We start from the raw sequence: 21,670 nt of genomic DNA on the forward strand, positions 1-21,670 counted from the left end.
TGCCGCGGCGGCCTCCGCGGCCGCCGTCCGCGCGGCACCCGCGGGCGCCGTCCGAACGGCTCTCGCGCGGCCGGTCGCTCGCCGTGCGCGCTTGGCGCGCGGGCGCAACGCCAGCCCGGCCTTCCCGCGGGATCGACATCCGGATGCCTTTCTCGATGGCGGCCAGCTCCAGCCGGTCGTGCGGCGACACGAGCGTGATCGCCAGCCCGTCCTCGCCCGCGCGGCCCGTCCGGCCGATACGGTGAATGTAGCTTTCCGCGTTGTCCGGAATGTCGAAGTTGAACACGTGCGTCACGCCTTCGACGTCAAGTCCGCGGGCCGCCACGTCCGTCGCCACCAGCAGGTGCACCTTCGCGTTGCGGAACCGCTTCATGACCTGCTCGCGCTTCGCCTGCGACAGATCGCCGTGCAGTTCCTGGCTGTTGAAGCCGTTCTCCTGCAAATACTCGTTGACCTCGCTCGCCCGCTTCTTCGTCCGGCAGAAAATAACGCCGAGGAACGGGTTATGCTCAACCAGCAGCCGCTTCAAATGCTCCTTCTTGTCACGGGCGCCCGTCTCGACCGTCAGCTGGCGAATGCCCTCGACCGTCACCTGCGGCGCGCGCACCGTAATGTCCTTCGGCTCGATCATGATCCGCGCCGCCAGCGAACGGACGCCAGCCGGCATCGTCGCCGAGAACAGCATCGTCTGCTTGCGGTACGGCATCTGCGTCAGAATTTCCTCGACCTCGGTCAGGAAACCCATGTGCAGCATCTGGTCCGCCTCGTCCAGGACGAGCATACGCACCCCGCCCAGCTTGACCGTGCCCCGGCGGATATGGTCGAGGAGCCGGCCCGGCGTCGCCACGACGATATGGACCCCCTGCTTCAGCTTGCGCAGCTGCGACTCCACGTCCTGCCCGCCGTATACCGCGAGCACGCTGATGCCGTCCTCGTCCGCGACCCGCTTCTTCAGCTCCGTCGTGATCTGCAGCGCCAGCTCGCGCGTCGGCGTCAGGATCAGGCCCTGCACCTCGGCCTTGTCCGCCCGCACCTTCTCCAGCATCGGGAGCAGGAACGCCAGCGTCTTCCCCGTGCCCGTCTGCGCTTGGCAAATGACGTCGCCGCCCTGCAAAATAACGGGAATCGCGCTTTCCTGGATCGGCGTCGCTTCCGTAATGCCCTCGTTCCGGAGCGACAGCGCCCTTGCCCGCGCGATGCCCAATTGTTCAAAACCTGCCACTAGTTCCACCTCATTTATTAATCGAAAACCGACCCGTCTCTCAACCGGTATTCCTATCCTACCACATTCCGGGGGCGCTCATGTACCGAATGTTCCCTTGACGCGCCGGGAACGGACACTTTTTTGCCCGGGCCTCCGCTTCAAGAGGCGGCGAGGCCGTCATGCGCGAGCGGATCGCAAAAAAGGAACGGAGCGCCGGCTCCGTCCCTCTCCTATCCCCGATATACTCGTGCGTTCAGCCCCCGTAAGGCGTCGGCTGGTAAAAATAATTCGGCTTGTTCTCCGTATCCTCGTACCGCGTATGGAAGACGCCCGTCGTCGCCGGCGACAGCGGCGGCACGAGCCACGACCAGCGGCCCGTCGGCACGCGGCCTTGCTGCCGCTCCTTCTCCGTGAACAGCATGAACTGCCTGCTCGCCGTATGATGGTCGACGATCGTCACGCCCCGCGCCTTGAACGAATGCAGCACCGCAACGTTCATTTCCACGAGGGCCCGGTCCCGCCACAGCGTCGAATCCCGCGCCGTGTCCAGCCCCATTAGCGCCGCCAGCTTCGGCAGCAGGTCGTAGCGGAACGGATCCGCCAAATTGCGCGCGCCGATCTCGGTTCCCATGTACCAGCCGTTGAACGGCGCCGCCGTGTAGTGCAGGCCGCCGATCTCGAGCCGCATGCTGGAGACGAACGGGACGGCGTACCATTTCAGCCCGAGCTCCGCGAACGCCGGCAGGTCCGGATGGACGAGCGGCACCTCGAGCACGAGGTCCTTCGGCAGCTCGAACCAGCGCGGGCCGCGGCCGTCCAACTCCACGACGAGCGGCAGCACGTCGAACGGCGTGCCGGCCCCGCGCCAGCCGAGCGCTTCGCACGCCTCCGTCAAGTCCGCCGAGACCGGATCCCCGACGACGGAGCCGTCCGCCTGCCTGTAGCCGGCGTACCGGATCAGCTGCTCGTTCCAGATCCGGGCACGCGGCTGCTCCGGCCGGGCCGCCGGCGCGAATATGGTGATCGTCGGCCGGATTTTGCCGCCGTTGGTGGCGTAGCCGATATGGCGGAACACGGCCTCGGCCATCTCTTCTTCCGTGGCGGCCGCGCGCGCGTCCTGCACGACGAGCGAATCCCAGAACAGCCGCCCGATGCAGCGGTTGCTGTTGCGCCAGGCGAGCTTCGCCCCGTATGCCAGCTCGTCGGCCGTATGGACATACGTCCCCGCCGTCTCCAACTCGTCCTTGATTTGCGCCAGCCTAGCCTCGGTCGCGTCCTGCGGGACGCCCAGCTCGGCGCCGTACTGGCGGATGAATTGTTCGGCCTCTTGCAGCAGCGTGCGGCAGTCGGCGGCCGTGAGTTGATTTTGCATGGTTGATCCCTGCCCGGTTCTAGATGATGGTTCCATTATAACGGATTCGCGGCGCGATTTCTCGGGTAAGCAGATTATCAAAATAATACAACTTTAATTAAGTAAGTAGTAGCTATATAATGGCACATAGAGCGGAGCGATCTGCTCGCAATTTCCAATTCGGACCGAAAGAAGGAGTGACGCCGTTTGACCCGTAGCCGGCTTTATACCCCCTATCAGCTGAAGGGCTTGTCCCTGCGCAACCGCATTGTGATGCCCCCCATGTGCCAGTACGCGGTCGATGCCAAGGACGGCATCCCGAACGAATGGCATTACGTGCATTACGCCTCCCGCGCCGTCGGCGGCACAGGCCTCATCCTTATAGAGATGACGAACGTCGAACCGGACGGCCGCATCACCGATAACTGCCTCGGCCTCTGGTCGGACGATCATATTCCGGCCTTCCGCCGCATCGTCGCCGAGGCGCATAAGCACGGCGCCAAGGTCGGCATCCAGATCGCCCACGCCGGCCGCAAGGCGCAGGACGCCGCGCAGCCGGTCGGCGCGTCGGACATTCCGTTCGGCGCGACGTCCCGTGTGCCGCGCGCGCTGAGCACCGACGAGGTCCGCGCCATGATCGGCAAGTTCAAGGACGCCGCCCGCCGCGCGGTGGAAGCCGGCTTCGATACGATCGAGCTCCACGGGGCGCACGGCTACCTGATCCACCAGTTCCACTCGAAGCTCGTCAATAACCGGCAGGACGCCTACGGGCAGGATCTCGCGCTGTTCGGCAGCGAGGTCGTCCAGGCGGTCAAGAGCGTCATACCGCCGGACATGCCGCTCATCATGCGCGTCTCCGCCGCGGAATACGCCGAGGGCGGGTACGACCTGGCCGGCGGCCTGGAAATTTTCCGCCGCTACCGCAACGCCGGCGTGGACATGTTCCACGTCTCGAGCGGCGGCGAAGGCCCGATCGGGGCCCAAGGCTCCGCGCTGTACGCCGGCTACCAGGTACCGCTCGCGCGCGGGCTGAAGGCCGCGCTCGACGTGCCCGTCATCGCCGTCGGCCTGCTCGACGACGCGACGCTTGCCGACGCGACGCTGGCGCATGGCGACGCCGACCTCGTCGCGGTCGGCCGCGGCATGCTGCGCGACCCGTACTGGGCGCTGCACGCCATTCAGGCGGCAGCCGCCGGGCGCGAAGCCGAGGCGGACGCCGCCGAGCTGATTCCGCGCTCGTACAAGCGCGGATATTGACAGCCCGCACGGCTTCGCGGGCCGCGAGACGGCCGCGCGGCGGCCAGCGTCGCGCCGGCGCCGCGCGGGGCGGACGTGCAGCCGCTCGCGGGCGATCTCCGCGTCGCGGCGTGCCGCGCGGAATCACAGCCCGCGAGCGCCGAAAACGGCCCGAAGGGCGAAGCGGATTCTTCCGCTCGCCCCTCGGGCCGTTTTTTTCGTGCGGCTGTTCTCGCCGGCGCGGCTTCGCGGGCCGCGGGACGGCCGCGCGGCGGCTAGCGTCGCGACGGCGGCGCGCGGCAGCTCGCGGGCGAACTCCGCGCCGCTGCGTGCCGTCGGCGGCCCGCAGCCGCTCGCGGGCAATCTCCACGCCGCGGCGCTACTCCCCGTCCTCCGCGTAGGCCGCGGCCACGGCCCTGGCTTCCTCGGCGATTCGCGCGCGCAGCTCCGGCGGGGCGAGCGCCTTCGCCAGCCTGCCATAGCCGAGCAGGATGCCGGCCGCCGAGTCAAGCGTATTGAAGTCCGCCTGGGCCTCGATCCAGCCCCCGCCGCGGTCGGCATGCCTGCCGGCCGTGACGAACCGTTCGCGGACGAAGCGGCTCCAGGCGCTCGCCGCGACGAGGACCGTCGCCTCATAGCGGGGCAGCCGGTCGCGAAACCGGGCGAGCGACGCCTCCCACGCCGCCGCGAGATCGAAGCCCTCCGGCCGCTCAAACGCGTCGTCCGTCATCCGCGCGTCCGCCATGCGCGAGATCCGATAGGTCCGGACCTCGTCGTCCGGCTCGGAGAGCGCCATGACGTACCAGATGCCCGATTTGACGACGAGCCCGAGCGGCCGAAGGAGCTTGTCCTTGGCCTCCCCGTCGGACGAGCGGTACTGCGTCCGGAGCTTCTTCGCGGCCCAGACCGCTTCCTGCACGACGGCCAGCGACGCGCCGGCGTCGCGCGGGCCGGCATCGCGCCACCCCGCGCCGTCGACGTGCAGCCGCTCGCGGGCGATCTCCGCGTCGCGGCGTGCCGCCGGCGGCAGCGCTGAGAGCAGCTTGTTCATCGCCGAGCGCGTGCTGCCCGTCAGCCCCAGATCGCGGACGACGTCCGATGCCTGCAGGAAGAGCAGCGACGAGATTTCGCCCGCGGTCATGCCCGTCAGCCGGCTGCGGTAGCCCTCCGGCAGCGACCAGCCGCCCCCGTTTCCCCGGTCCGCGTACACCGGGATGCCCGCGACGCTCAGCGCCTGCATGTCCCGGTGGATCGTCCGCTCGGACACCTCCAGCTTCTCCGCGATTTCCTTCGACGATAATTTGCCGTGCGCCTGAAGCAGGGCCAACACCGCTAGCAGCCGATCCGCGCGCATGATGCGCCGCCTCCTTTTTTGCTCCGATTTTCGTTCTGATTTTCGCTCCGATTTTCGTTCCGATGCAGGGGCCGGTTCGAGTTTGCGCGACCCCAGCTCCGTGTACGCCGACCCATTTTCCCGCTCTCTCAAGCCCGGTTCTATTTTACCATGCGAATAAGACAATGGCTGTCATATTTGAAGGGTATACTGGACGCGTCGGGTTGATACCCGCGCATAGGGCTTTTCTCAACATGCGGAGGAGGACGAGTATTGATGAACGCGAAACCATTGGATGGCAAAATCGCCGTCGTCGCCGGGGCGACGCGAGGCGCGGGGCGGGCGATCGCCGCGATACTGGGCGCCGCGGGCGCGACCGTCTACGCGACGGGCCGGAGCGTACACGGCAAGCCGTCCGATATCGGACGGCCGGAGACGATCGAGGAGACGGCGGCACTCGTGACGAAGCAGGGCGGCCGCGGCATCGCGGTGCGCGTCGACCATACCGTTCCGGAGGAGGTACGGGCGCTGTTCGCGAGGATCGCGGAGGAGCAGGACGGCCGGCTTGATATTTTGATCAACGACGTATGGGGCGGCGAATCGCTGACGGAATGGGGGACGCCGTTCTGGCAAGGCTCGCTGGATAACGCGCTGCTCATGCAGCGGCGGGCGGTGCACTCGCACCTCATCACGAGCTTCTACGGCGCGCCGCTCATGGTCCGCCGGGGCTCCGGGCTGATCGTGGAAATTACGGATGGCTTCGACTACCGGTACCGCGGCAATCTGCCGTACAGCCTGGCGAAAACATCGGTCATCCACTTGGCCGAATCCCAGGCGGCGGAGCTGCGTCCGCACGGGGTCGCCGCCGTGGCGGTGACGCCGGGTTTCCTGCGCTCGGAGGAGATGCTGGATCACTTCGGCGTGACCGAGGCGAACTGGCGGGACGCGGGCGCCCAGGAACCGCATTTTCTGGCGTCGGAGACGCCGTTCTTCGTCGGGCGCGGCATCGCGGCGCTGGCGGCGGATCCCGATCTGATGGCCAAGTCCGGCCGCGTCTTCACCTCGTGGGGCTTGTCCGACGACTATGGCATCGAGGACGTCGACGGGCGCCGGCCGCACTGGGGCCGCTATGCGGAGGAGCAAGGGTTTTACAAGTAACGGCGGCGATTGGCGCACGGCCCGGGAGCTTCCACGCGGAGCTTTCGGGCCGTTTGCTTATGCGGCTGCGGCGCGAGCGCGGGCCGCGAGAGGCGCGGTCCCAGGAGACGCGCCGGCCCGTCCCCGGCATTCGCTTTCCGGCCGAAACATGATACACTTGTGCTAACTATGGCTTTTTTGGAAAGGCGGGGTTCGGAATGGATTACAAGTTCACGATCGAGCCGGGCGCCTTCAGCGCGTTCGCGGACGAAGAGGCGCTGATCGCGCAGTGCAAGACGTGGGGACTGCTGTCGGACAAGGCGGTCAAGCCGAAATCGTTCGTCTACAAGCGCGGCGGCGCCAGCGTGCCCTGTGCCATCATCGGCTTCGTCGACTTCATGACGGCGGTCATCGAGTTCGAGAACAAACGGCGGCACCTGATTCACCCCGCGCTGCTGAAGGAAATGCAGGCGGCGAGCTACGGCCAGCGGACGGCCGCCGCAGTCGATCCGTCCGGCGAGGGCGGGACCGCGGAGACGGCGGCGATGGCGCAGGCGGAGACGGAGCCTGCCGCGGTCGAGAGCGGTCCGGCGGCAAGCGGAAGCGCGGAAGCGGCCGAAGCCGCGGCGGCGAGCACGGCCGGTACGGCCGGCGGAGACGTTCCGGACGCCGAGGAGACGGCGGCTGGCGCGGCGGCCGCGCCAGCCGCGGACAAGCCCGCGGCCGCAGCGCCGGAGCCGGCGAAGGAGAAGCCCGCCAAGAAACGGGCGTCTTCCAAGCCGCAGCTGCCCGAGGAGAAGGTGAAGATGAGCGCCGTCGTCAAGGAGTTCACGACGGTCCCAAACCACTTCGCCGAAGAAGACGACGAAGTCATTATCTACGAGCAAGTCCGCATCGTCGAGCCGGAGCTCGAGCTCGGCGACGCCTGGTCGAGCCACAGCAACACGCTCAAGAAGCTCGCGCTGGAAGCCGGCGACGCGATCACGTTCGAAGCCAAGATCGTCGCCAAGAAGCTGACGAAGCATCCCGTCCCGTACAAAATCAACAACCCGAGCAAGCTCGCGAAGGCGTAGCCGAGACCGGGACGAAATCAGGGCCGAAGCCGGGTTCGACCGTGCGTACGCCCGAATCGGCGGCATGCCCGGCCGGGACGGCAAAGAGGCAGACACGGGCGATCCGGCCCCGTAGATGCCTCTTTTTTGCTCTCCGCGCGGAGCGGCTGCGGCGGCTGCCGCCCGCGCATCCGCCCACGCTGAACTGTTGGCGGCCAATGGTTCCGCTATTGCCGCAAAACGGCCCTCCGGCGCGATTTGCCGGCCAGGAGCGCCGCTATTTCGCCGAATTCAGCCGTTTTGGCAACCATAAACCGCCAATAACGGCTCTCGTGGCCGCCAAACCGCCGATGTCGCCGATTGGAGGCGAATAGCGGATCTCCTGGCCGCTCCCCTGACCGGCCGGGACGACAAAGAGGCAGTTACGGGCGATCCGGCCCCGTAGCTGCCTCTTTTTTGCTCTCCGCGCGGAGCGGCTGTCGCCCGCGCTGGCCTTGTTGGCGGAGCGGCTGCGACGGCTGCCGCCCCCTGGCCGCTCCCGTGGCCCGCCGAGCGCATGCGCTCGGCAGCTCGGCCCCGGCCCCGGCCGCCTAACCGCCGTGCCGCCCTCGGCGGCCCCCGGCGACGCCGTTACCCGCTCATCGCGTTGCGCATGGACAAAATATACTTTGCTTCGTCCAGCGGATTCACGCCGCGCCGCGGGCGCGAGACGTCGACGTCCGGCGGGCATTCGCGGTAGCCGGCGAAGAACGTCGTCAGCGTGCCGCGCCCCTTCGTCATGGCGCCGAGCCGCGCCGGGAAGTCGAGCGACGTCGCGACGGGCAGCAGCCCCTCCAGCTCCATCCGCTCCTGGCGCAGCACCGGCGCGTCGAATTCGCCGCGCATGACGACGAGCTCGTTCATGACCTTGCCGCCGTATTCCTCCGGCACCGACATGCGGAAGCGCAGCAGCGGCTCCAGCAGCTTCGTGCCGACGTTCGCGAGCCCGTTCATGATGCCCATCGGCGTCGCAATGACGAAGTCGAGCGGATGCGTATGCCACACGTGATGCTCGCCCTCGACGAGCGTGACGGACAGGTCCGTGACCTCCCAGCCCCGCAGCCCCTGCTGCAGCGCCTCCGGCACCCGCCGCGCCACCTCGTTCTGGTAGCTCTCGAGCAGCCGCTCGCCCCGCGCCAGCGACTTGTAGACGAGTCCGCTGCCGCGCTCCCCCGGCTCGATGGCGAAGCGCAGAATCGCCCAGCACGGCTTTGGCGCCAGGTACGCGACGAAGCCTTCGCCCGCCATGGCCGGCGTCTCCTTGTAGATGACGGACGGCGCGCCGAACGTTACCGCCAGCTTGAACCGGCTGAGCAGTATCGAGGTCAGCACCTCCATCTGGATCGGCCCCATCACTTTCAAATGCAGCTCCCGCTCGTCCTGCAGCCACTGCAGATCGAGCAGCGGATCCTCGTCCGCGAGCTCCTGGAACGCCGCGACGACGGCGGGATAATCCGCTTCGCTGCCCCACTGCACCTGCACGGTGAGCAGCGGCACCGCCAGCCGCTTCTCGCCGGGCACGCCCTCCGGCGAGCCCAGCACGTCGCCGATCCGCGCGCGGCTCAGCCCGTACACCGCGGCGATGTCGCCCGCTGCCAGCACGCCGATATCCTCCGATTTCGCCCCGTGCACGCGGCGGATCTGCGTCACCTTGTCGTAGACGTCGCGGGTATGGTTATACACGGCGTCGCGGTTGCGGATCGTGCCCTCGTACAGGCGCACGTACGCGATCTTGCCCATGACGGGGTCCCGCTCCATCTTGAACACGACACCCGACGCCGGCCCCTCCGTCGAACCAGCGGCCGCGGGCAAATACGTCACGATGGCGTCCATCAGCTCCGTCACGCCGAGACCCCGTCCCGACGCGCCAAACAGCACCGGGAACAGCGCCGAGCGGCGGGCGCCGTCCGTCAACACGCGGGCGGCCTCGCGCTCGTCCAGCACGCCGGCTTCCAGGTACGCTTCGAGCAGCGCCTCGTCCTGCTCTGCCGCCGCCTCCAGCAGCGCGAGCCGCCACGATGCCGCCCACGGCTGAGCCGCGGCCGCCTCCGCGTCCAACAGGTCCACCGTCCCGGCGAAATCGCCCTCCGCGCCGACCGGCGCCGCGACCGGCACGGCGGCCGGCGACAGCAGCCGGCGCAGCTCGGCGAGCACGCGGTCCGCGTCCGCGCCGATCCGGTCCATTTTGTTCACGTACAGAATCGTCGGGATGCCCAGCTCCCGCAGCGCCTGCCAGATGATCTCCGTCTGCGCCTGCACGCCCTCCACCGCGGATACGACGAGCACCGCGCCGTCCATGACGCGCAGCGACCGCTCGACCTCAGAGAGGAAGTCGACGTGCCCCGGCGTATCGACGAGGTTGATCGCCGCCCCGTTCCAGGCGAACCGCGTCACCGCGGCGCGGACCGAGATGCCCCGCTCCCGCTCGACGTCCAGCCAATCCGTCTGCGCCGTCCCCGCGTCCACGCTGCCGAGCGCGCGGATATGGCCGCTTTGGTACAGCATCTGCTCCGTCGTGGTCGTCTTGCCTGCGTCGACGTGGGCGAAAATCCCGACGTTGCGCAGCGTTCCTTGTGCCTCAGCTCTTATCGTCATAGTAAATATGCTCGGCCTGAACCAGCCGGCCTCCCGTTATCGTGAATACGCCGAAGGAATACTTCGGCTGCCGGCGCTTATCCGCCGCCGACCCCGGATTGAACATCAGCACCCCGTCCCGCTCGCGCTTCACCGGTACGTGGGAATGGCCGAACACGATGACGTCGACGGTGCCCGGCGCGAACGACCTGTACGCGTTCGTCTCCGTATCCGCGCGCTTGCCCGTTCCGATATGCCCGTGCGCGAGGCCGATGCGCACGCCGCCGGGCGCGACGATTTTGCGGTAGCCGAACTTCGCCACGATGTCCGCGCCGTCGTTGTTGCCGGCGACGCCGTCCGTCTCCGCGTAGGCGCGCAGCATGTCCCAGACGCCCATCGTCATCCAATCGCCGGCGTGCAGAATCGCGTCCGCGTCCGCGAGCTCCCGGATCAGCCGGTCCGGCAGCTTCTTCGCCATGCGCGTCATATGCGTATCGGATACCACGACGACCTTCATGGTCCGCTCATCTCCTTTACTCCCCTCATTATTGGGCAAAACGCCTCGCGGTTCAATAGAAACCGCCATCAAGGACTTGACCTGACATGCACATCCCGCCGCAACCTATCGCACACGGACGAAACCGAACGCATCACCTCGCCCGGCACGCGTTTTATTCGGAAATGCGTTCCCTCCATTCCGCTCATATGTTAGATTATATTACATAATCATGCCTTCCCGACATCCCAATACCGAAAAAGGAGTGATCGCGATGCTGCATATCCGCCGTTATTCCACCGCCGACCATGACGACATCTGGCGGCTCCACCTGCTCGTCATTGCCGCCGCGGGCGTAGAGCCGACGCACCAGCACTACCATGATATTTTCCATATCGATGAGCAGTACTTATCGAGCGGGGGCGAGTTTCTCGTCGGCACGAACCGGCACGGCACGGTCATCGCGATGGGCGGCCTCAAGAAGCTCGACTATGAGACCGCCGAGATCAAGCGGCTGCGCGTGCACCCGGACTTCCAGCGGCGCGGCTACGGACAGCAGCTGCTCTCCCGATTGGAGGACACGGCCGCCGAGCTCGGATTGCGCCGTATTTACCTCGACGCGCTGACCAATCAGCTCGGCGCCAAGCGGCTGTTCCTGAACAACGGCTACGCCCATAAGGGCGCGTCCGTCATCGACGGCTTCTGGGTCAACGTGTACGAGAAATCGCTCCACGGCGCCGGCTAGCCGCTTGCGCTCGGGACGCGCGTGTCCGCCGCGCCGAGCCCGGCCTACACGATCGTGTAGTCCAGCCATTCCTGCGGCAGCAGCCGCTTATACGGGGTCTGCAGGTAGCGGTCGTCGATCAGCAGCAGGACGCCCCGGTCACGCTCCGAGCGAATGAGCCGCCCGCCCGCCTGCAGCACCTTGTTCATGCCGGGGTACAGAAACGCATAATCGAAGCCGTTCCGCCCCGTACCGTCGAAGTATGCCTTCATGATGTCCCGCTCGAACCCGACCTGCGGCAGCCCGACGCCGACCACGGCGACGCCCGTCAGCCGGTCCCCGACGAGGTCGATGCCCTCCGCGAAGATGCCGCCCATGACCGCAAACCCGATGGTCCGCTCTCCGCTCCCGCCTTGAAACGCCGACAGGAAACGTTCCCGCTCCTCCTCCGACATGCGCGTGCCCTGCACGATGACGTTCGCGCCGTCCGCCGCCGGCTCCGTTCCGCCTGCTTCCGCGCGCAGCGCCATGAACCGCTCGTACGCGTCATCCATGTACGCATAGGACGGGAAGAAGAGCAAGAAGTTGCCCCCGCGCGCCTCCGTAACGCGGCGGAGCAGCGCGACGACGGCCCCCTTCGTCCGCTCCCGGTCCTGATACCGGGTAGACAGCGGACTGACGAGGACGTCCAGCTGCTCGCGCGCGAACGGCGTCGGGATGACGACGGAATAGTCCGCCTCGCCGCCCCCAAGCATGTCCATGTAGTAGGACAGCGGCGTCAGCGTCGCTGAGAAGAACACGGCCGACCGGTAGCCCTTGCCCATCGTCCGCAGCAGATGCGACGGATCCAGGCAGAACAGCTTCACCCGCACCTCGCTGCGCTCGCATTCGACGTACGTCACGTACCGTTCGTCGTACAGCTTGGCCGTGCGGACGAAGTCCTGGCAGGCGAAATAGAGCTCCAGCAGCTCCCTGCCGCCCGGCAGCTCCCAGGCCGGGACGCGGCCGCCCTCCGCGCCGCCCGGCGATCCGGAGACGGCTCCCGCCGAGGCGGCTCCGGCCACGCCGTCCCCGGGGCCGTCCGCATCCGCCTCCAGCAGGTCGCCCTGCCGCACCGCGCCGGCGGCTCCCGCGGCATCCCCGGCGGCCGCGAACCCGGCGCCGCCTTGGCCCGCCAGCACGCGCTCCGCCTCGGCGACGAACGCCTCCGCCAGCGCGACCAGCGCCTCCGGCAGCTCGGCGGCCGCCTCCTGCCGCCGCTCGCCGAGCCGCTTGCGCTGCGCGAGCAAGTGCTCGTTCACCGCCTTCGCCGCGCGGTGCACGCCGGGAAGCGCCCCTTTCGCCGCCCGCTGCACGCCCAGGAAGGCGCTCTTGAACAGCTCGGCAGAGTACATGTCCCGCGCCCGGTCGACCAGGTTGTGCGCCTCGTCGACGAGCACCGCCGTCCGCCGCTTCTGCTCGTCGAACATGCGCTTCAGGTTGACGCGCGGGTCGAACACGTAATTATAGTCGCCGATGATCGCGTCCGCCCCGTACGCCGCGTCGAGCGAGAATTCGAACGGGCATACCCGGTGCTTGCGCGCGTACGCCTCGACGACCTCCCGCGTGATCAGCGTCTCGCTGCCGCGCAGATCGAGCAGCGCCTCGTTGATCCGGTCGTAGTAACCGTCGGCGTACGGGCAATGCTCCTTGCTGCAGCGGACCTCCTCCTGGAAGCAGATCTTCTCCTTGGCCGTCAGCGTCACGGACTGGAGCCGCAGCTCCTTCTCCCGCAGCAGGGCGAAAGCGCCTTCCGCGGCGGCGCGGGCGCTCGTCTTCGCCGTCAGGTACAGGACGCGCTGCAGCACGCCTTCCCCGATCGCCTTCACCGCGGGAAAGATCGTCGACATCGTCTTGCCGATGCCCGTCGGCGCCTTCGCGAACAGCTTGTGCCCGTCCGCGATGCTCCGGTACACCGCGCCCGCGAGCTTCCGCTGGCCCGAGCGGTACGCCTCGAACGGGAACGGCAGCGCCTTGACGCTGGCGTCCCGCGCCTCGGCGTGCTCCGCCTGCTGCAGCGCGCAGTCGTAATAGGCGCGCAGCATCTCATCCAGGAAGCGCGCCAGCTCCTCCCTCGTCCACCGCTGCCGGAACCGGCGCTCTTCCTCGCTTCGAACCTGCACGTACGTCAACTGGACCGTCACGGCCGCCAGCCCGCGGTCCGCCGCGATGATGGCGGCATAGCAGCGCGCCTGCGCCCAGTGGACGGGGTACGTCTCCGCCTCGCCATCCGGCAGCCGGCCAGAGGTGGACTTGATCTCGTCGACGACAACCTCGCCGTCCTCCGTCAGCAGCCCGTCGCAGCGCCCGTCCACGACGAAGAGGAGATCGTCCATGACGATCTCCTTGCTGACGTACACTTCCCGTTCGTCCCCTTCACCGTACCCCTTCTGCACGCGCTGATGCGCCTTCGTGCCTTCCGTCAGCGCCGCCGCCGTCCGAAAGCCGGACTCGATGTCGCCGGCGCGGTGCGCGTATTCCACGAGCGCCCGCACCGAGAGCTGGATTGTCGCCTTCATCGCCGCCGCTTACGCCTCCCGCAAGAACATTCGTTCCCTCCATTGTACCAGCAATCGCGTCCGGGTTGAAGCCCCGCGTTCTCCAACAGAGTTGGACCGTACGCGCATCTCCTCTTCGCGGCATGCCAAAAAAGCAACGGCTCCCCTGAACCGTTGCTCCGGACGGCGGATCAGTCCACGAGCTCTTCTACCTTTTCCGCCAGAAACAGGTTGTACGCGCGCACCACGACGATCTTCACGACCATGTACGCCGGAATGGCGAGAATGACGCCGAGAATGCCGGCGATGTCGCCCGCCACGAGCAGCAGCACGATCGTCGTCAGCGGATGGATGTCCAGCCGCCGGCCGTAGATGCTCGGCGAGAGCACGTTGCCTTCGATCTGCTGGGCGACGATCGTCACGACCACGACCCAGAACGCCATCGTCGGCGACACGGTGAATGCGACGATGATGGGCGGAATCGCGCCCAGGATCGGACCGATATACGGAATGATGTTGAGGATGAACGACGCGATCGCGAGCAGCAGCGAATACGGCAGCCCGATGATCAGGAAGCCGATGTACAGCATGATCGCGAGCAGGCATGTGATGATCACCCGTCCGACGATGAAGCCGCTCAGCGCGCCGTCGATCTCCTTCAGCACCTCTTGTCCGTCCTTGCGGTACCGGCGCGGCACGACGTGCAGGATCGACGACGGGATATGGCTGCTCTCCTTCAGCATATAGTAGAGGATGATCGGCACGGTGGCGATGATGATGATAAAGTTGGCCACGACCGACACGACGTTGGTCACGTAGTTCGAAGCCGCGGTGATGGCATCGTTCAAATACCCCGAGAGCTTCGTCGTCAGCTCCGACTCGTCGCCCGCGAAGCTCGAGAACACGGGACTGTGCTGCAGACGGGTCAGCTGGTACCGGAAGCCGTCGATCAGCTCCGGCGCGCCCTTCACGAAATTCTCCAGCTGCGTTTGCAGCGTCGGCCATACGACCGCGCCGAAAATGGCAAGCAGCCCGGCGAGCAGAACGTAAATGACCACGATCGCGAACGGCTTGCTCATTTGCCGCCGGACCAGCGCGTTCACGACCGGCCGGAGCAGGTAGTAGAAGAACCCCGCGAGCATGAACGGCACGAGCAGAATATTGAAGATCGTCAGGAGCGGCTTGAAGATGAAGCTGATCTTCGCGGTCAAATAGATGATCAAGAGCAGCGCGATGATCACCAGGCAAATCCGAAAAAAACCTTTTTGCAGCGGCATGGCCATCCCCCCGGGCTTGTATGCGCAGACTAGCGCGCATTACCCTTTATTAACCATCCAAGCTTGGGCGAAACAGGGAATCCCGTCTTCGAAGCTTTTCCGCGCAAAAAAAAGAACGACCCCGCGCACGAATGCGCGGGGTCGTTCGGACCGAAAACGGTAAACCTTACAGTTTTACGACGTTTTCAGCTTGAGGACCGCGGTTGCCTTGAACCACGTTGAACTCAACGCGTTGGCCTTCGTCAAGCGTTTTGAAACCTTCGCCTTGGATCGCGGAGAAGTGTACGAATACGTCGTTGCCGCCTTCAACTTCGATGAAGCCGAAACCTTTTTCTGCGTTAAACCATTTTACTGTACCTTGTTGCATGTGGAATTACCTCCAAAAATTAAATTAACATGTACTTTTTATTCGTGGTAGCGAAATAAAAAAATCACACATTGAGAAAGGTACCATTCACAAAATGACACCCTTTTCAATATGTGAATTCAGGTTCTTTTTATGATTAAGGCCATAGTATCATATCTAATTTTGAATTGCAATGAGCTTACAAGCATTTACAAAAATTTGTGGGTGCTCCGAAGTTCCGGAGCAACCGGCAACGACCGCTTGCCTTTGCTATTATACGCGGCCGCTGCCCATATTATACACATTCCCGCAGAAAATGAATCAGGAGCCGATGTACCGGTCGTACAGCGACTGCGCCCGGGCAAGATCCTCCGTGCCCTGCACGAGCACGCGGCCGTCGGGGAACGCGACGAGCCGTTCGCCCTCCGGCAGCTCCGCCCGCAGCAGGTACGGGTTCGTCGTCACCGCGCAGGACCGGCTCAGCCGCTCGCGCAGCTCCGCGAGGTCGAGGCTCCGGCGGCCGCCGATTTGCACCGTCTCGCGGCCGCACAGCGTCACCGGAAGCGCGGCGTCGTCCGCGTTCAGCGACGGATATCGCTTGAGGCCGCACGTCGGGCACGTCGGACTCGGGTCCGGCAGCCGCATGTCCATCGTGCCGTGCCGCCAGACGTCCAGGGACAGCAGCCCCTTCCGCAGCGACGCCTCGTCGCCGACGAGCAGCTTGAGCGCCTCCACCGCCTGCAGTGAAGCGACGATATCGACGATCGGCGAGATGACGCCGACCGTGTCGCACGTATCGCCCGCGCCGTCGTCCGCGCCCAGCAGGCAGCGCAGGCAGGACGTCCGGCCCGGCACGAACGCCGCGGTCATGCCGCTCGAGCTGACGGCCCCGCCGTAGATGAACGGAATACCGTGCTTGAAGCAGACGTCGTTCACGAGCAGGCGCGTGCCGAAATTATCCGTGCCGTCCAGCACGAGGTCGGCGTCGGCCAGCAGCGCTTCCGCGTTCGACGCCGTCAGATGCGCCACGACCGGCTCTATCGTGATGTCGCCGTTGATCATGGCGAGCCGCCGCTCCGCCGCGACGACCTTCGGCCGCGCCTGCAGGACGTCGTCCTCGTCGTACAGCATCTGCCGCTGCAAATTGCTCCGCTCGACGTAATCGCGGTCGATCAGCCGCAGCCGGCCGACGCCCGCGCGCGCCAGATGGTTCGCGATCACGGTACCGAGCGCGCCCATGCCGACGACCGCGACCCCCGCCGCCTCGATCTTGCGCTGGCCAGCTTCGCCGATCGGCGCGAACAGCATCTGCCGCGAATACCGTTCGCGGCGCCGGCGCTCCTCCTGTTCCGCATCCCGCAGCTCCGCCGATGCGGCCGTCTCCATGCCCATGCTCTCCACGACTCCTCTCGCCGCCCGGCCGGCTTGTCCGCCGCGCCGAGCGAATCCTTTTTCCCGTTAGTATACGGGACAACCGGCCGGGAAGTCGACTCCCCGGGCGGCCGCCGGGACCGGGCGCCGCGGGCGGATGACCGCCGCGAACCGCAGGGACGCCGGCACCGGCCGCTCCGCCCGCACCCGCGTCACCCCGGCGCACCTACAGCCCCAGCGCCGCCAGCTCGCCGTCGATCCGCTTCGTCAGCGCCCGTTTCTCCGTCTCCTCGAGGAACGCCGCCCGCGCGCCGTTACGGATCAGAGCGGCCAGCTCCCGGTCCGTGAAGCCGAACTTCTCCGCGACGATGCCGTATTCCCGCGTAATGTCCGTCCCGGAAACGCCTGGATTGTCCGTGTTCACGGTGACGACGAGCCCCCGGTCGAAATACTCGCGGATCGGGTAGGCGTCCCAGCCGCTGACCGCTTTCGTCTGGATGTTGCTCACCGGGCACATCTCGAGCGGAATGCGGCGATCGAGCACGCGCTGCAGAATCGCCGGATTCTCGCGCAGCCGCACACCGTGCCCGACGCGCGAGGCGCCGAGACGCTCCACGGCCTCGAGCACGTTGTCCGCCCCGCCCGCTTCGCCCGCGTGGATCGTGACGGGCAGCCCGCGCTTCTCGGCGAGCGCGAAGACGTCGCGGAACCGCTCCGGCGGATACGCCGCCTCGTCACCCGCCAGGTCCACCGCGACGATGCCGCGCCCGGCGTACCGGGCCGCCGCTTCGACGACCTCGAGATTGCTCTCGCGGTCATGGTTCCGCATGCAGATTGCGATCGCGCGGCCCTGGATGTCGAGCTGCGTTTGCGCCCATTTCAAGCCCTCGATCACGTAATGAATCGCTTCTTCCGCGCTCATCCCCTTCCGGCGGTGCAGCTGCGGCGCGAAGCGGACCTCGACGTAGCGGCAGTTATGCGCGGCGCCTGCTCCAGCGTCTCGAACGCCGCGCGCTCCAGCGCCGCCCCGGACTGCAGGAACCGGGTCGTGAACGCGAATTTGCTTAGATATTCCGGAAGGCTGCGGCAGTCGTCGTCCACCTGCATGTGGGGCAGGAGCCCCGCTTCCGTGGCAGCCGGCAGCGCGATGCCTTCGGCCTCGGCGATCGCGAGAACGGTGGCCGGACGCAGGCTTCCGTCGAGATGAACGTGCAGATCGACCTTGGGCAGCGCATGCCATCGATTCATGAGCGGTTCCTCCTTCATGTAACGTGCATCGTCGCGCGAACGGATGACCTTCCTTGCTTGCAGCCGAAGCCGCGCCGGCGCCGCACGAAAATCCCGGGCGCGCGAGCCGCCGGATGAGCGGTTGTCGGCGGACGTGCCCGCCGGACCCTCGGATACGCGAACAGGCAGAACCGCCGCTTTCACGGAATCCCGCCTGTCCCCCGGTCTTGCTTTGCCCGCTGTGCCTTACACGGGTTGCGCCTCCTGGCTCTCCGTGAGCAGCTCGATGAGATGCTTCATCGGCGTCGTCATGTATTTGCGCTTGCGGTAGACCAGCTGCGTGTAAAAGGAGAGGTCCTCCATGCAGAGCGGCACCGTGCACAGCTGCGCCTTCTCGAGCTCCGACTGGATCGCGATGCGCGGGATGAGCGCGATGCCGAGCCCGTAGACGACGCACTGCTTGATCGCTTCCATGCTGCCGAGCTCGTAGGCGAGCCGGTACGGGATTTGCCGCGTCCGCAGCTCCCGCTCGAGCGCCGCGCGATAGGTGCAGTCCTGCTCCGTCATGATGAACGACTCCCCGCTCAGCTGCCGCCATTCCACGACCTCCAGCTTGGCGAAGGGATGGTCCATGCTGGCCGCGACGACCATCTCTTCTTTGCGGATGATGAGGCTGTCCAACTCCGGGTCCGCGAGCGGAACGTCGAGCAGGATGCCCAGGTCGGCCTCGCCGTCCCGCACCGCCTGCTTGACCCGCTCCTCCTGCGCCGGCTCGAGCAGCACCTGCACTTGGGGGTACATTTGACGGAACCGGTGCAGATACTTGGGAAGGAGGAAAGCCGCCATCGTTTCGATCGAGGCGATGCCGAGCGCGCCGCAATCCTGCCGGCCGACGACGGACTTGGACTCCTGGAAGAGGTCGGCGATCTGGTTCGCGTAGAGAAGCAGCTGCTCGCCTGCCTGGGTCAGCCGCATCCGCCGCCCGAGGCGCTCGAACAGCACGACGCCGTACTCCTGCTCCAGCTTCTGGATCTGCGTCGTGACGCTCGACTGCGCGTAGCCGAGCTGGTCCGCCGCTTTCGTGTAATTTTGCCACTTGGCCACCTCGCGAAAGGTGAGGAAATGCTGGATGTCCATGCCCGCCAACCCCCTTGACGCATCGAAAAAACCGATCGTAGTTATCGAATATTATAGATAACTGCCTTTCCGAAGTACATGATAAACTTGCTTTCGAGCAGAAAGGAAATGAGTTCCAGAACTGCATCAAACGTGTCAATGGAGTGATTAAGCATGTTAAACCACTACGAGCATCAAAAACTGGCGGAACTGAGAGAAGACGAACTCCGCCGGCTGGCAGCCAAGCAATGGATGCGGGAGACCGTCACCGGCGGCAAAACCGCCGCCGCGCAGTCGAAAGGCCTCGTCCGGCGCATCCAAGCCGTGCTGGCGGCGCTGTTCGCATGAGGGTCGCGCGACGCTTAGACCGACGACTCCACCGCCGCTTCACGCCAGAAGAATAACGCCGCTCTCCAGTACGGAGGGCGGCGTTTTCTGCGTTTATGCGGCGGCTTGGAGCGCCTGCGGAGCGTCGGGGCGCGGGTGGTGGCCGCGGTTTGCGGGCGCAGCGCTGGGTGCAGGCGGCCGCGGCTTGTAGGACGAACACGGGGCGGCGCGCGCTCATGAATAAAATCCCTGCTCTTACAACCTTTTACATATCGGACGCGTTTGAGAGGCATATCCGGGCCGATGGCCCTTTTTGTCTCACGTGCAGGTACAAATACATGGAACGGATGGTGTTAAGCGATGACCATGACACGCAGCATGCGGCGGACAACGGCCGCGCTCGGCTTGGCCGCAGCGATCATATTCGGGGCGCTGCCCGGCGGACTTCCGGCCGCCTACGCCGAACAGCCAGTGGTGAGCAGCGCCACGCCGGTCTACGGACCGCAAACGTCGGCGCCGGTCGTCAAGCCGGCCTGGCAGCTGCCGCTGGCGAAGTTTCAGCAGGACGGGCGCACGTTCACGGCCGCGCTCGCGGAGGAAGGACACATATTCGCGCTCGTGACGGGCGGGCAGCTGGCCGCCTACGACGGCGCGACGGGCAAGCGGCTGTGGAAGTACGGCGCGGGGCTGAAGCCGCTGCTGACGTACGACCGGGGCGTCGTGTACGGCCTGGCGAAAGACGGCTCCGTCTACGCGGTCGGCACGAACGGCGCCAAGAAGTGGACGGCCGGCATTCGCGCGGACCAGGCGGCCAGCATCGAGCCCGTGGGCGACACAGTCTACGTCACGCAAAACCTGACGCTCTTCGCGCTCGACCGGGCAACCGGCAGGCTGCGCTGGAAGACGGCCGAGACGGGCGGCGAATACGAAGCCGGGATGACCGGCGTGACGGAGTCGGGCGGCGTCGCGCTGCGCAGCTACATGGTGCAGGGCGCGCTGTCTTCGAGCCAGATTAACGCCTATGACGCGAAGACCGGCAAGCGACTATGGACCGCGTTCCGTCAAAGCGCCCCGCTCGCCGTGAAGGACGGACTTGTCTATTCCGTCATGGACACGTTCATGGTCGGCGACAACGACTCCGTTAACAAGAGCCTGCATATCGCGGCGCTGAACCTGAAGACCGGCGCCAAGAAGGGCGAGCGTGTCTACAAGTGGACGACGCAGCCCGAGATTCCGGGCCAATACCGCTTCGGCGGCGCGAACGGCTCGGCGTTCCTCGACGGGAACGACCTTTACGTCTACCAGGATCACGCCGTGGCCAAATACGATTTCGCCGCCTATGCCGCGGACGGCAAGCCCGTTCAGCGCTGGGCCGCCCCGAACGGACGGGATTACCAGCCGCTGTACCGGGTATACGGCGGACGGCTGCTGTACCAAGACGTCCACGACCACGGCATCCTGGCGCTGAAGACGGCGAACGGCCAGTTAGTGCGGTACCCCGGCGGCGTCCAGCCGGTGCAGACCGACCTGTTCGGCAACGGGCTCTACGTCGCCCGCGCCGACGGCACCTTGGACGCGTACGATTTCGCGGCGCTGAAGCCCTCGTTCACCGTGAAGCTCGGCTCGCGGGCGTTCGAGCCGACGCTGAAGTCCGGCGCGCTCGCCTACATCCGCGCGGGCGGCATGCTGTACGCGGTGAAGCTGCCGGCGGGCTTGCGGTAGCGGGGGGCGGGGTTGGCGGTTGGTGATTGGGCGCGCGAACGGCACTGGGCGGAAACCGGCCGCGCGCGGGACGCTGGGCGCCGGGCGCCGAGTACCCGTGGCGCGGGGCGCCGAGTGCGCGGGGCGCGGGGCGCCGGGTGCACGGCAGCGCGCCGCGGGCGGCCGTCTAATTCTCGGAGACGCGAGAAGAGCTCAGGCGTCAGGCGCGTGAACGCCAGGTGCCGTACGAGGCCAGGGCTGGCACCTTAACGCGGGCGGCGGAACGGCAAGCAGCCTCCAAAGTCACGCTTGCCGCCGCCGCCTCCCGACCCTCTCGCTCAGCGGACACAGAATCCGCTATTCACGCAAAAAAGCCGATTTGACCCGTTTCGCGGCCACACGTGCCGTTATTGGCACTCCAACCCACGATTAGCCGGCGATTTCGGCCAAATAAGCGCTCCTGTGGCCGCGAAACCCAGAAAATGCGGCCTTAATCCAAAATAATGGATCTCCTGGCCGCTCGACTGACGAGCTCCCAGGTCGGCCCTGCACATCGCCGGCCCGCGCCTGGCCGCGCGTATCACGATTGGGGAAGCCCGGCGCGAGGTGGCGGAACGCAAGG

Annotated in this window: 16 protein-coding genes and 1 pseudogene; 6 read left to right on the forward strand and 11 right to left on the reverse strand. The window is 66.4% G+C overall.

Annotation, left to right across the window (positions count from 1 at the left end):
* A partial coding sequence (locus ACFPB1_RS23320; protein WP_379228542.1) for a DEAD/DEAH box helicase occupies positions 1-1,222 on the reverse strand: 1,222 nt, incomplete at its 3' end.
* 235 nt (positions 1,223-1,457) lie between these two features.
* Positions 1,458-2,576, reverse strand: coding sequence for a nitric oxide synthase oxygenase (locus ACFPB1_RS23325; protein WP_379228543.1), 1,119 nt, complete (start codon positions 2,574-2,576; stop codon positions 1,458-1,460).
* A gap of 186 nt (positions 2,577-2,762) precedes the next feature.
* Between ACFPB1_RS23325 and ACFPB1_RS23330 the strand changes: the two genes are divergently transcribed.
* Positions 2,763-3,812, forward strand: coding sequence for an NADH:flavin oxidoreductase/NADH oxidase (locus tag ACFPB1_RS23330; protein ID WP_379228544.1), 1,050 nt, complete (start codon positions 2,763-2,765; stop codon positions 3,810-3,812).
* Positions 3,813-4,170: 358 nt separating this feature from the next.
* On the opposite strand, the gene ACFPB1_RS23335 is transcribed toward ACFPB1_RS23330, so the two are convergent.
* On the reverse strand, positions 4,171-5,145 hold the full coding sequence (locus ACFPB1_RS23335) for a helix-turn-helix transcriptional regulator (RefSeq protein WP_379228545.1): 975 nt from the start codon (positions 5,143-5,145) through the stop codon (positions 4,171-4,173).
* 255 nt (positions 5,146-5,400) lie between these two features.
* On the opposite strand from ACFPB1_RS23335, the gene ACFPB1_RS23340 reads away from it, so the two are divergent.
* Together ACFPB1_RS23340 and ACFPB1_RS23345 are read left to right on the forward strand one after the other, a co-directional pair.
* Positions 5,401-6,282 carry an SDR family oxidoreductase gene (locus ACFPB1_RS23340; protein WP_379228546.1) on the forward strand — a complete coding sequence of 294 codons (882 nt, stop codon included), beginning with the start codon at positions 5,401-5,403 and terminating at the stop codon, positions 6,280-6,282.
* A 197-nt stretch (positions 6,283-6,479) separates the two neighbouring features.
* Positions 6,480-7,334, forward strand: a complete 855-nt coding sequence (locus tag ACFPB1_RS23345) for a hypothetical protein (RefSeq protein ID WP_379228547.1) — start codon at positions 6,480-6,482, stop codon at positions 7,332-7,334.
* Between the two features lie 609 nt (positions 7,335-7,943).
* Here ACFPB1_RS23345 and ACFPB1_RS23350 read toward each other — a convergent pair.
* Both ACFPB1_RS23350 and ACFPB1_RS23355 read right to left on the reverse strand, forming a co-directional pair.
* On the reverse strand, positions 7,944-9,947 hold the full coding sequence (locus ACFPB1_RS23350; protein WP_379228548.1) for a GTP-binding protein: 2,004 nt from the start codon (positions 9,945-9,947) through the stop codon (positions 7,944-7,946).
* On the reverse strand, positions 9,931-10,443 hold the full coding sequence (locus ACFPB1_RS23355; protein ID WP_379228550.1) for a metallophosphoesterase family protein: 513 nt from the start codon (positions 10,441-10,443) through the stop codon (positions 9,931-9,933). Before ACFPB1_RS23355 ends, ACFPB1_RS23350 begins: the two co-directional genes overlap by 17 nt.
* A gap of 253 nt (positions 10,444-10,696) precedes the next feature.
* On the opposite strand from ACFPB1_RS23355, the gene ACFPB1_RS23360 reads away from it, so the two are divergent.
* Positions 10,697-11,167 (forward strand): GNAT family N-acetyltransferase, encoded by a 471-nt coding sequence (locus ACFPB1_RS23360; RefSeq protein WP_379228552.1) that lies wholly within the window; start codon positions 10,697-10,699, stop codon positions 11,165-11,167.
* Positions 11,168-11,211: 44 nt separating this feature from the next.
* Here ACFPB1_RS23360 and ACFPB1_RS23365 read toward each other — a convergent pair whose 3' ends face one another.
* The 6 genes and pseudogenes from ACFPB1_RS23365 to ACFPB1_RS23390 all read right to left on the reverse strand — a co-directional run bounded on the left by ACFPB1_RS23365 (position 11,212) and on the right by ACFPB1_RS23390 (position 19,041).
* The gene (locus ACFPB1_RS23365) at positions 11,212-13,704 is read right to left on the reverse strand and encodes a helicase C-terminal domain-containing protein (RefSeq protein WP_379228553.1); all 2,493 of its coding nucleotides are present in this window, start codon (positions 13,702-13,704) and stop codon (positions 11,212-11,214) included.
* A 170-nt stretch (positions 13,705-13,874) separates the two neighbouring features.
* A complete protein-coding gene (locus ACFPB1_RS23370) occupies positions 13,875-14,960 on the reverse strand; it encodes an AI-2E family transporter (protein ID WP_379228554.1) in 1,086 nt (361 codons plus the stop codon).
* A gap of 166 nt (positions 14,961-15,126) precedes the next feature.
* Positions 15,127-15,327, reverse strand: a complete 201-nt coding sequence (locus ACFPB1_RS23375; RefSeq protein ID WP_090642387.1) for a cold-shock protein — start codon at positions 15,325-15,327, stop codon at positions 15,127-15,129.
* Between the two features lie 300 nt (positions 15,328-15,627).
* Entirely contained in the window at positions 15,628-16,698 is a 1,071-nt protein-coding gene (locus tag ACFPB1_RS23380) for a ThiF family adenylyltransferase (RefSeq protein ID WP_379228555.1), read from the reverse strand.
* Between the two features lie 205 nt (positions 16,699-16,903).
* A pseudogene (gene add, locus ACFPB1_RS23385) lies at positions 16,904-17,943 on the reverse strand (adenosine deaminase).
* Positions 17,944-18,150: 207 nt separating this feature from the next.
* On the reverse strand, positions 18,151-19,041 hold the full coding sequence (locus ACFPB1_RS23390) for a LysR family transcriptional regulator (RefSeq protein WP_379228556.1): 891 nt from the start codon (positions 19,039-19,041) through the stop codon (positions 18,151-18,153).
* A 153-nt stretch (positions 19,042-19,194) separates the two neighbouring features.
* On the opposite strand from ACFPB1_RS23390, the gene ACFPB1_RS23395 reads away from it, so the two are divergent.
* Both ACFPB1_RS23395 and ACFPB1_RS23400 read left to right on the forward strand, forming a co-directional pair.
* Positions 19,195-19,368, forward strand: coding sequence for a hypothetical protein (locus ACFPB1_RS23395; protein WP_379228557.1), 174 nt, complete (start codon positions 19,195-19,197; stop codon positions 19,366-19,368).
* 339 nt (positions 19,369-19,707) lie between these two features.
* Positions 19,708-21,069: a PQQ-binding-like beta-propeller repeat protein gene (locus tag ACFPB1_RS23400; protein ID WP_379228558.1), complete on the forward strand. Its 1,362-nt coding sequence runs from the start codon at positions 19,708-19,710 to the stop codon at positions 21,067-21,069.
* The last annotated feature ends 601 nt before the right edge of the window (positions 21,070-21,670 follow it).

Source organism: Paenibacillus sp. GCM10023250 (assembly GCF_042653205.1).
GTDB lineage: Bacteria > Bacillota > Bacilli > Paenibacillales > Paenibacillaceae > Paenibacillus_Z.

Bases quoted from the DNA above. Each gene is read 5' to 3' on its own strand.
- ACFPB1_RS23355 (WP_379228550.1), bottom strand. From the start codon at position 10,443: ATGAAGGTCGTCGTGGTATCCGATACGCATATGACGCGCATGGCGAAG.
- ACFPB1_RS23365 (WP_379228553.1), bottom strand. From the start codon at position 13,704: ATGAAGGCGACAATCCAGCTCTCGGTGCGGGCGCTCGTGGAATACGCG.
- ACFPB1_RS23380 (WP_379228555.1), bottom strand. From the start codon at position 16,698: ATGGGCATGGAGACGGCCGCATCGGCGGAGCTGCGGGATGCGGAACAG.
- ACFPB1_RS23400 (WP_379228558.1), top strand. From the start codon at position 19,708: ATGACCATGACACGCAGCATGCGGCGGACAACGGCCGCGCTCGGCTTG.
- ACFPB1_RS23370 (WP_379228554.1), bottom strand. From the start codon at position 14,960: ATGCCGCTGCAAAAAGGTTTTTTTCGGATTTGCCTGGTGATCATCGCG.
- ACFPB1_RS23340 (WP_379228546.1), top strand. From the start codon at position 5,401: ATGAACGCGAAACCATTGGATGGCAAAATCGCCGTCGTCGCCGGGGCG.
- ACFPB1_RS23325 (WP_379228543.1), bottom strand. From the start codon at position 2,576: ATGCAAAATCAACTCACGGCCGCCGACTGCCGCACGCTGCTGCAAGAG.
- ACFPB1_RS23350 (WP_379228548.1), bottom strand. From the start codon at position 9,947: ATGACGATAAGAGCTGAGGCACAAGGAACGCTGCGCAACGTCGGGATT.
- ACFPB1_RS23360 (WP_379228552.1), top strand. From the start codon at position 10,697: ATGCTGCATATCCGCCGTTATTCCACCGCCGACCATGACGACATCTGG.
- ACFPB1_RS23375 (WP_090642387.1), bottom strand. From the start codon at position 15,327: ATGCAACAAGGTACAGTAAAATGGTTTAACGCAGAAAAAGGTTTCGGC.
- ACFPB1_RS23335 (WP_379228545.1), bottom strand. From the start codon at position 5,145: ATGCGCGCGGATCGGCTGCTAGCGGTGTTGGCCCTGCTTCAGGCGCAC.
- ACFPB1_RS23390 (WP_379228556.1), bottom strand. From the start codon at position 19,041: ATGGACATCCAGCATTTCCTCACCTTTCGCGAGGTGGCCAAGTGGCAA.
- ACFPB1_RS23395 (WP_379228557.1), top strand. From the start codon at position 19,195: ATGTTAAACCACTACGAGCATCAAAAACTGGCGGAACTGAGAGAAGAC.
- ACFPB1_RS23345 (WP_379228547.1), top strand. From the start codon at position 6,480: ATGGATTACAAGTTCACGATCGAGCCGGGCGCCTTCAGCGCGTTCGCG.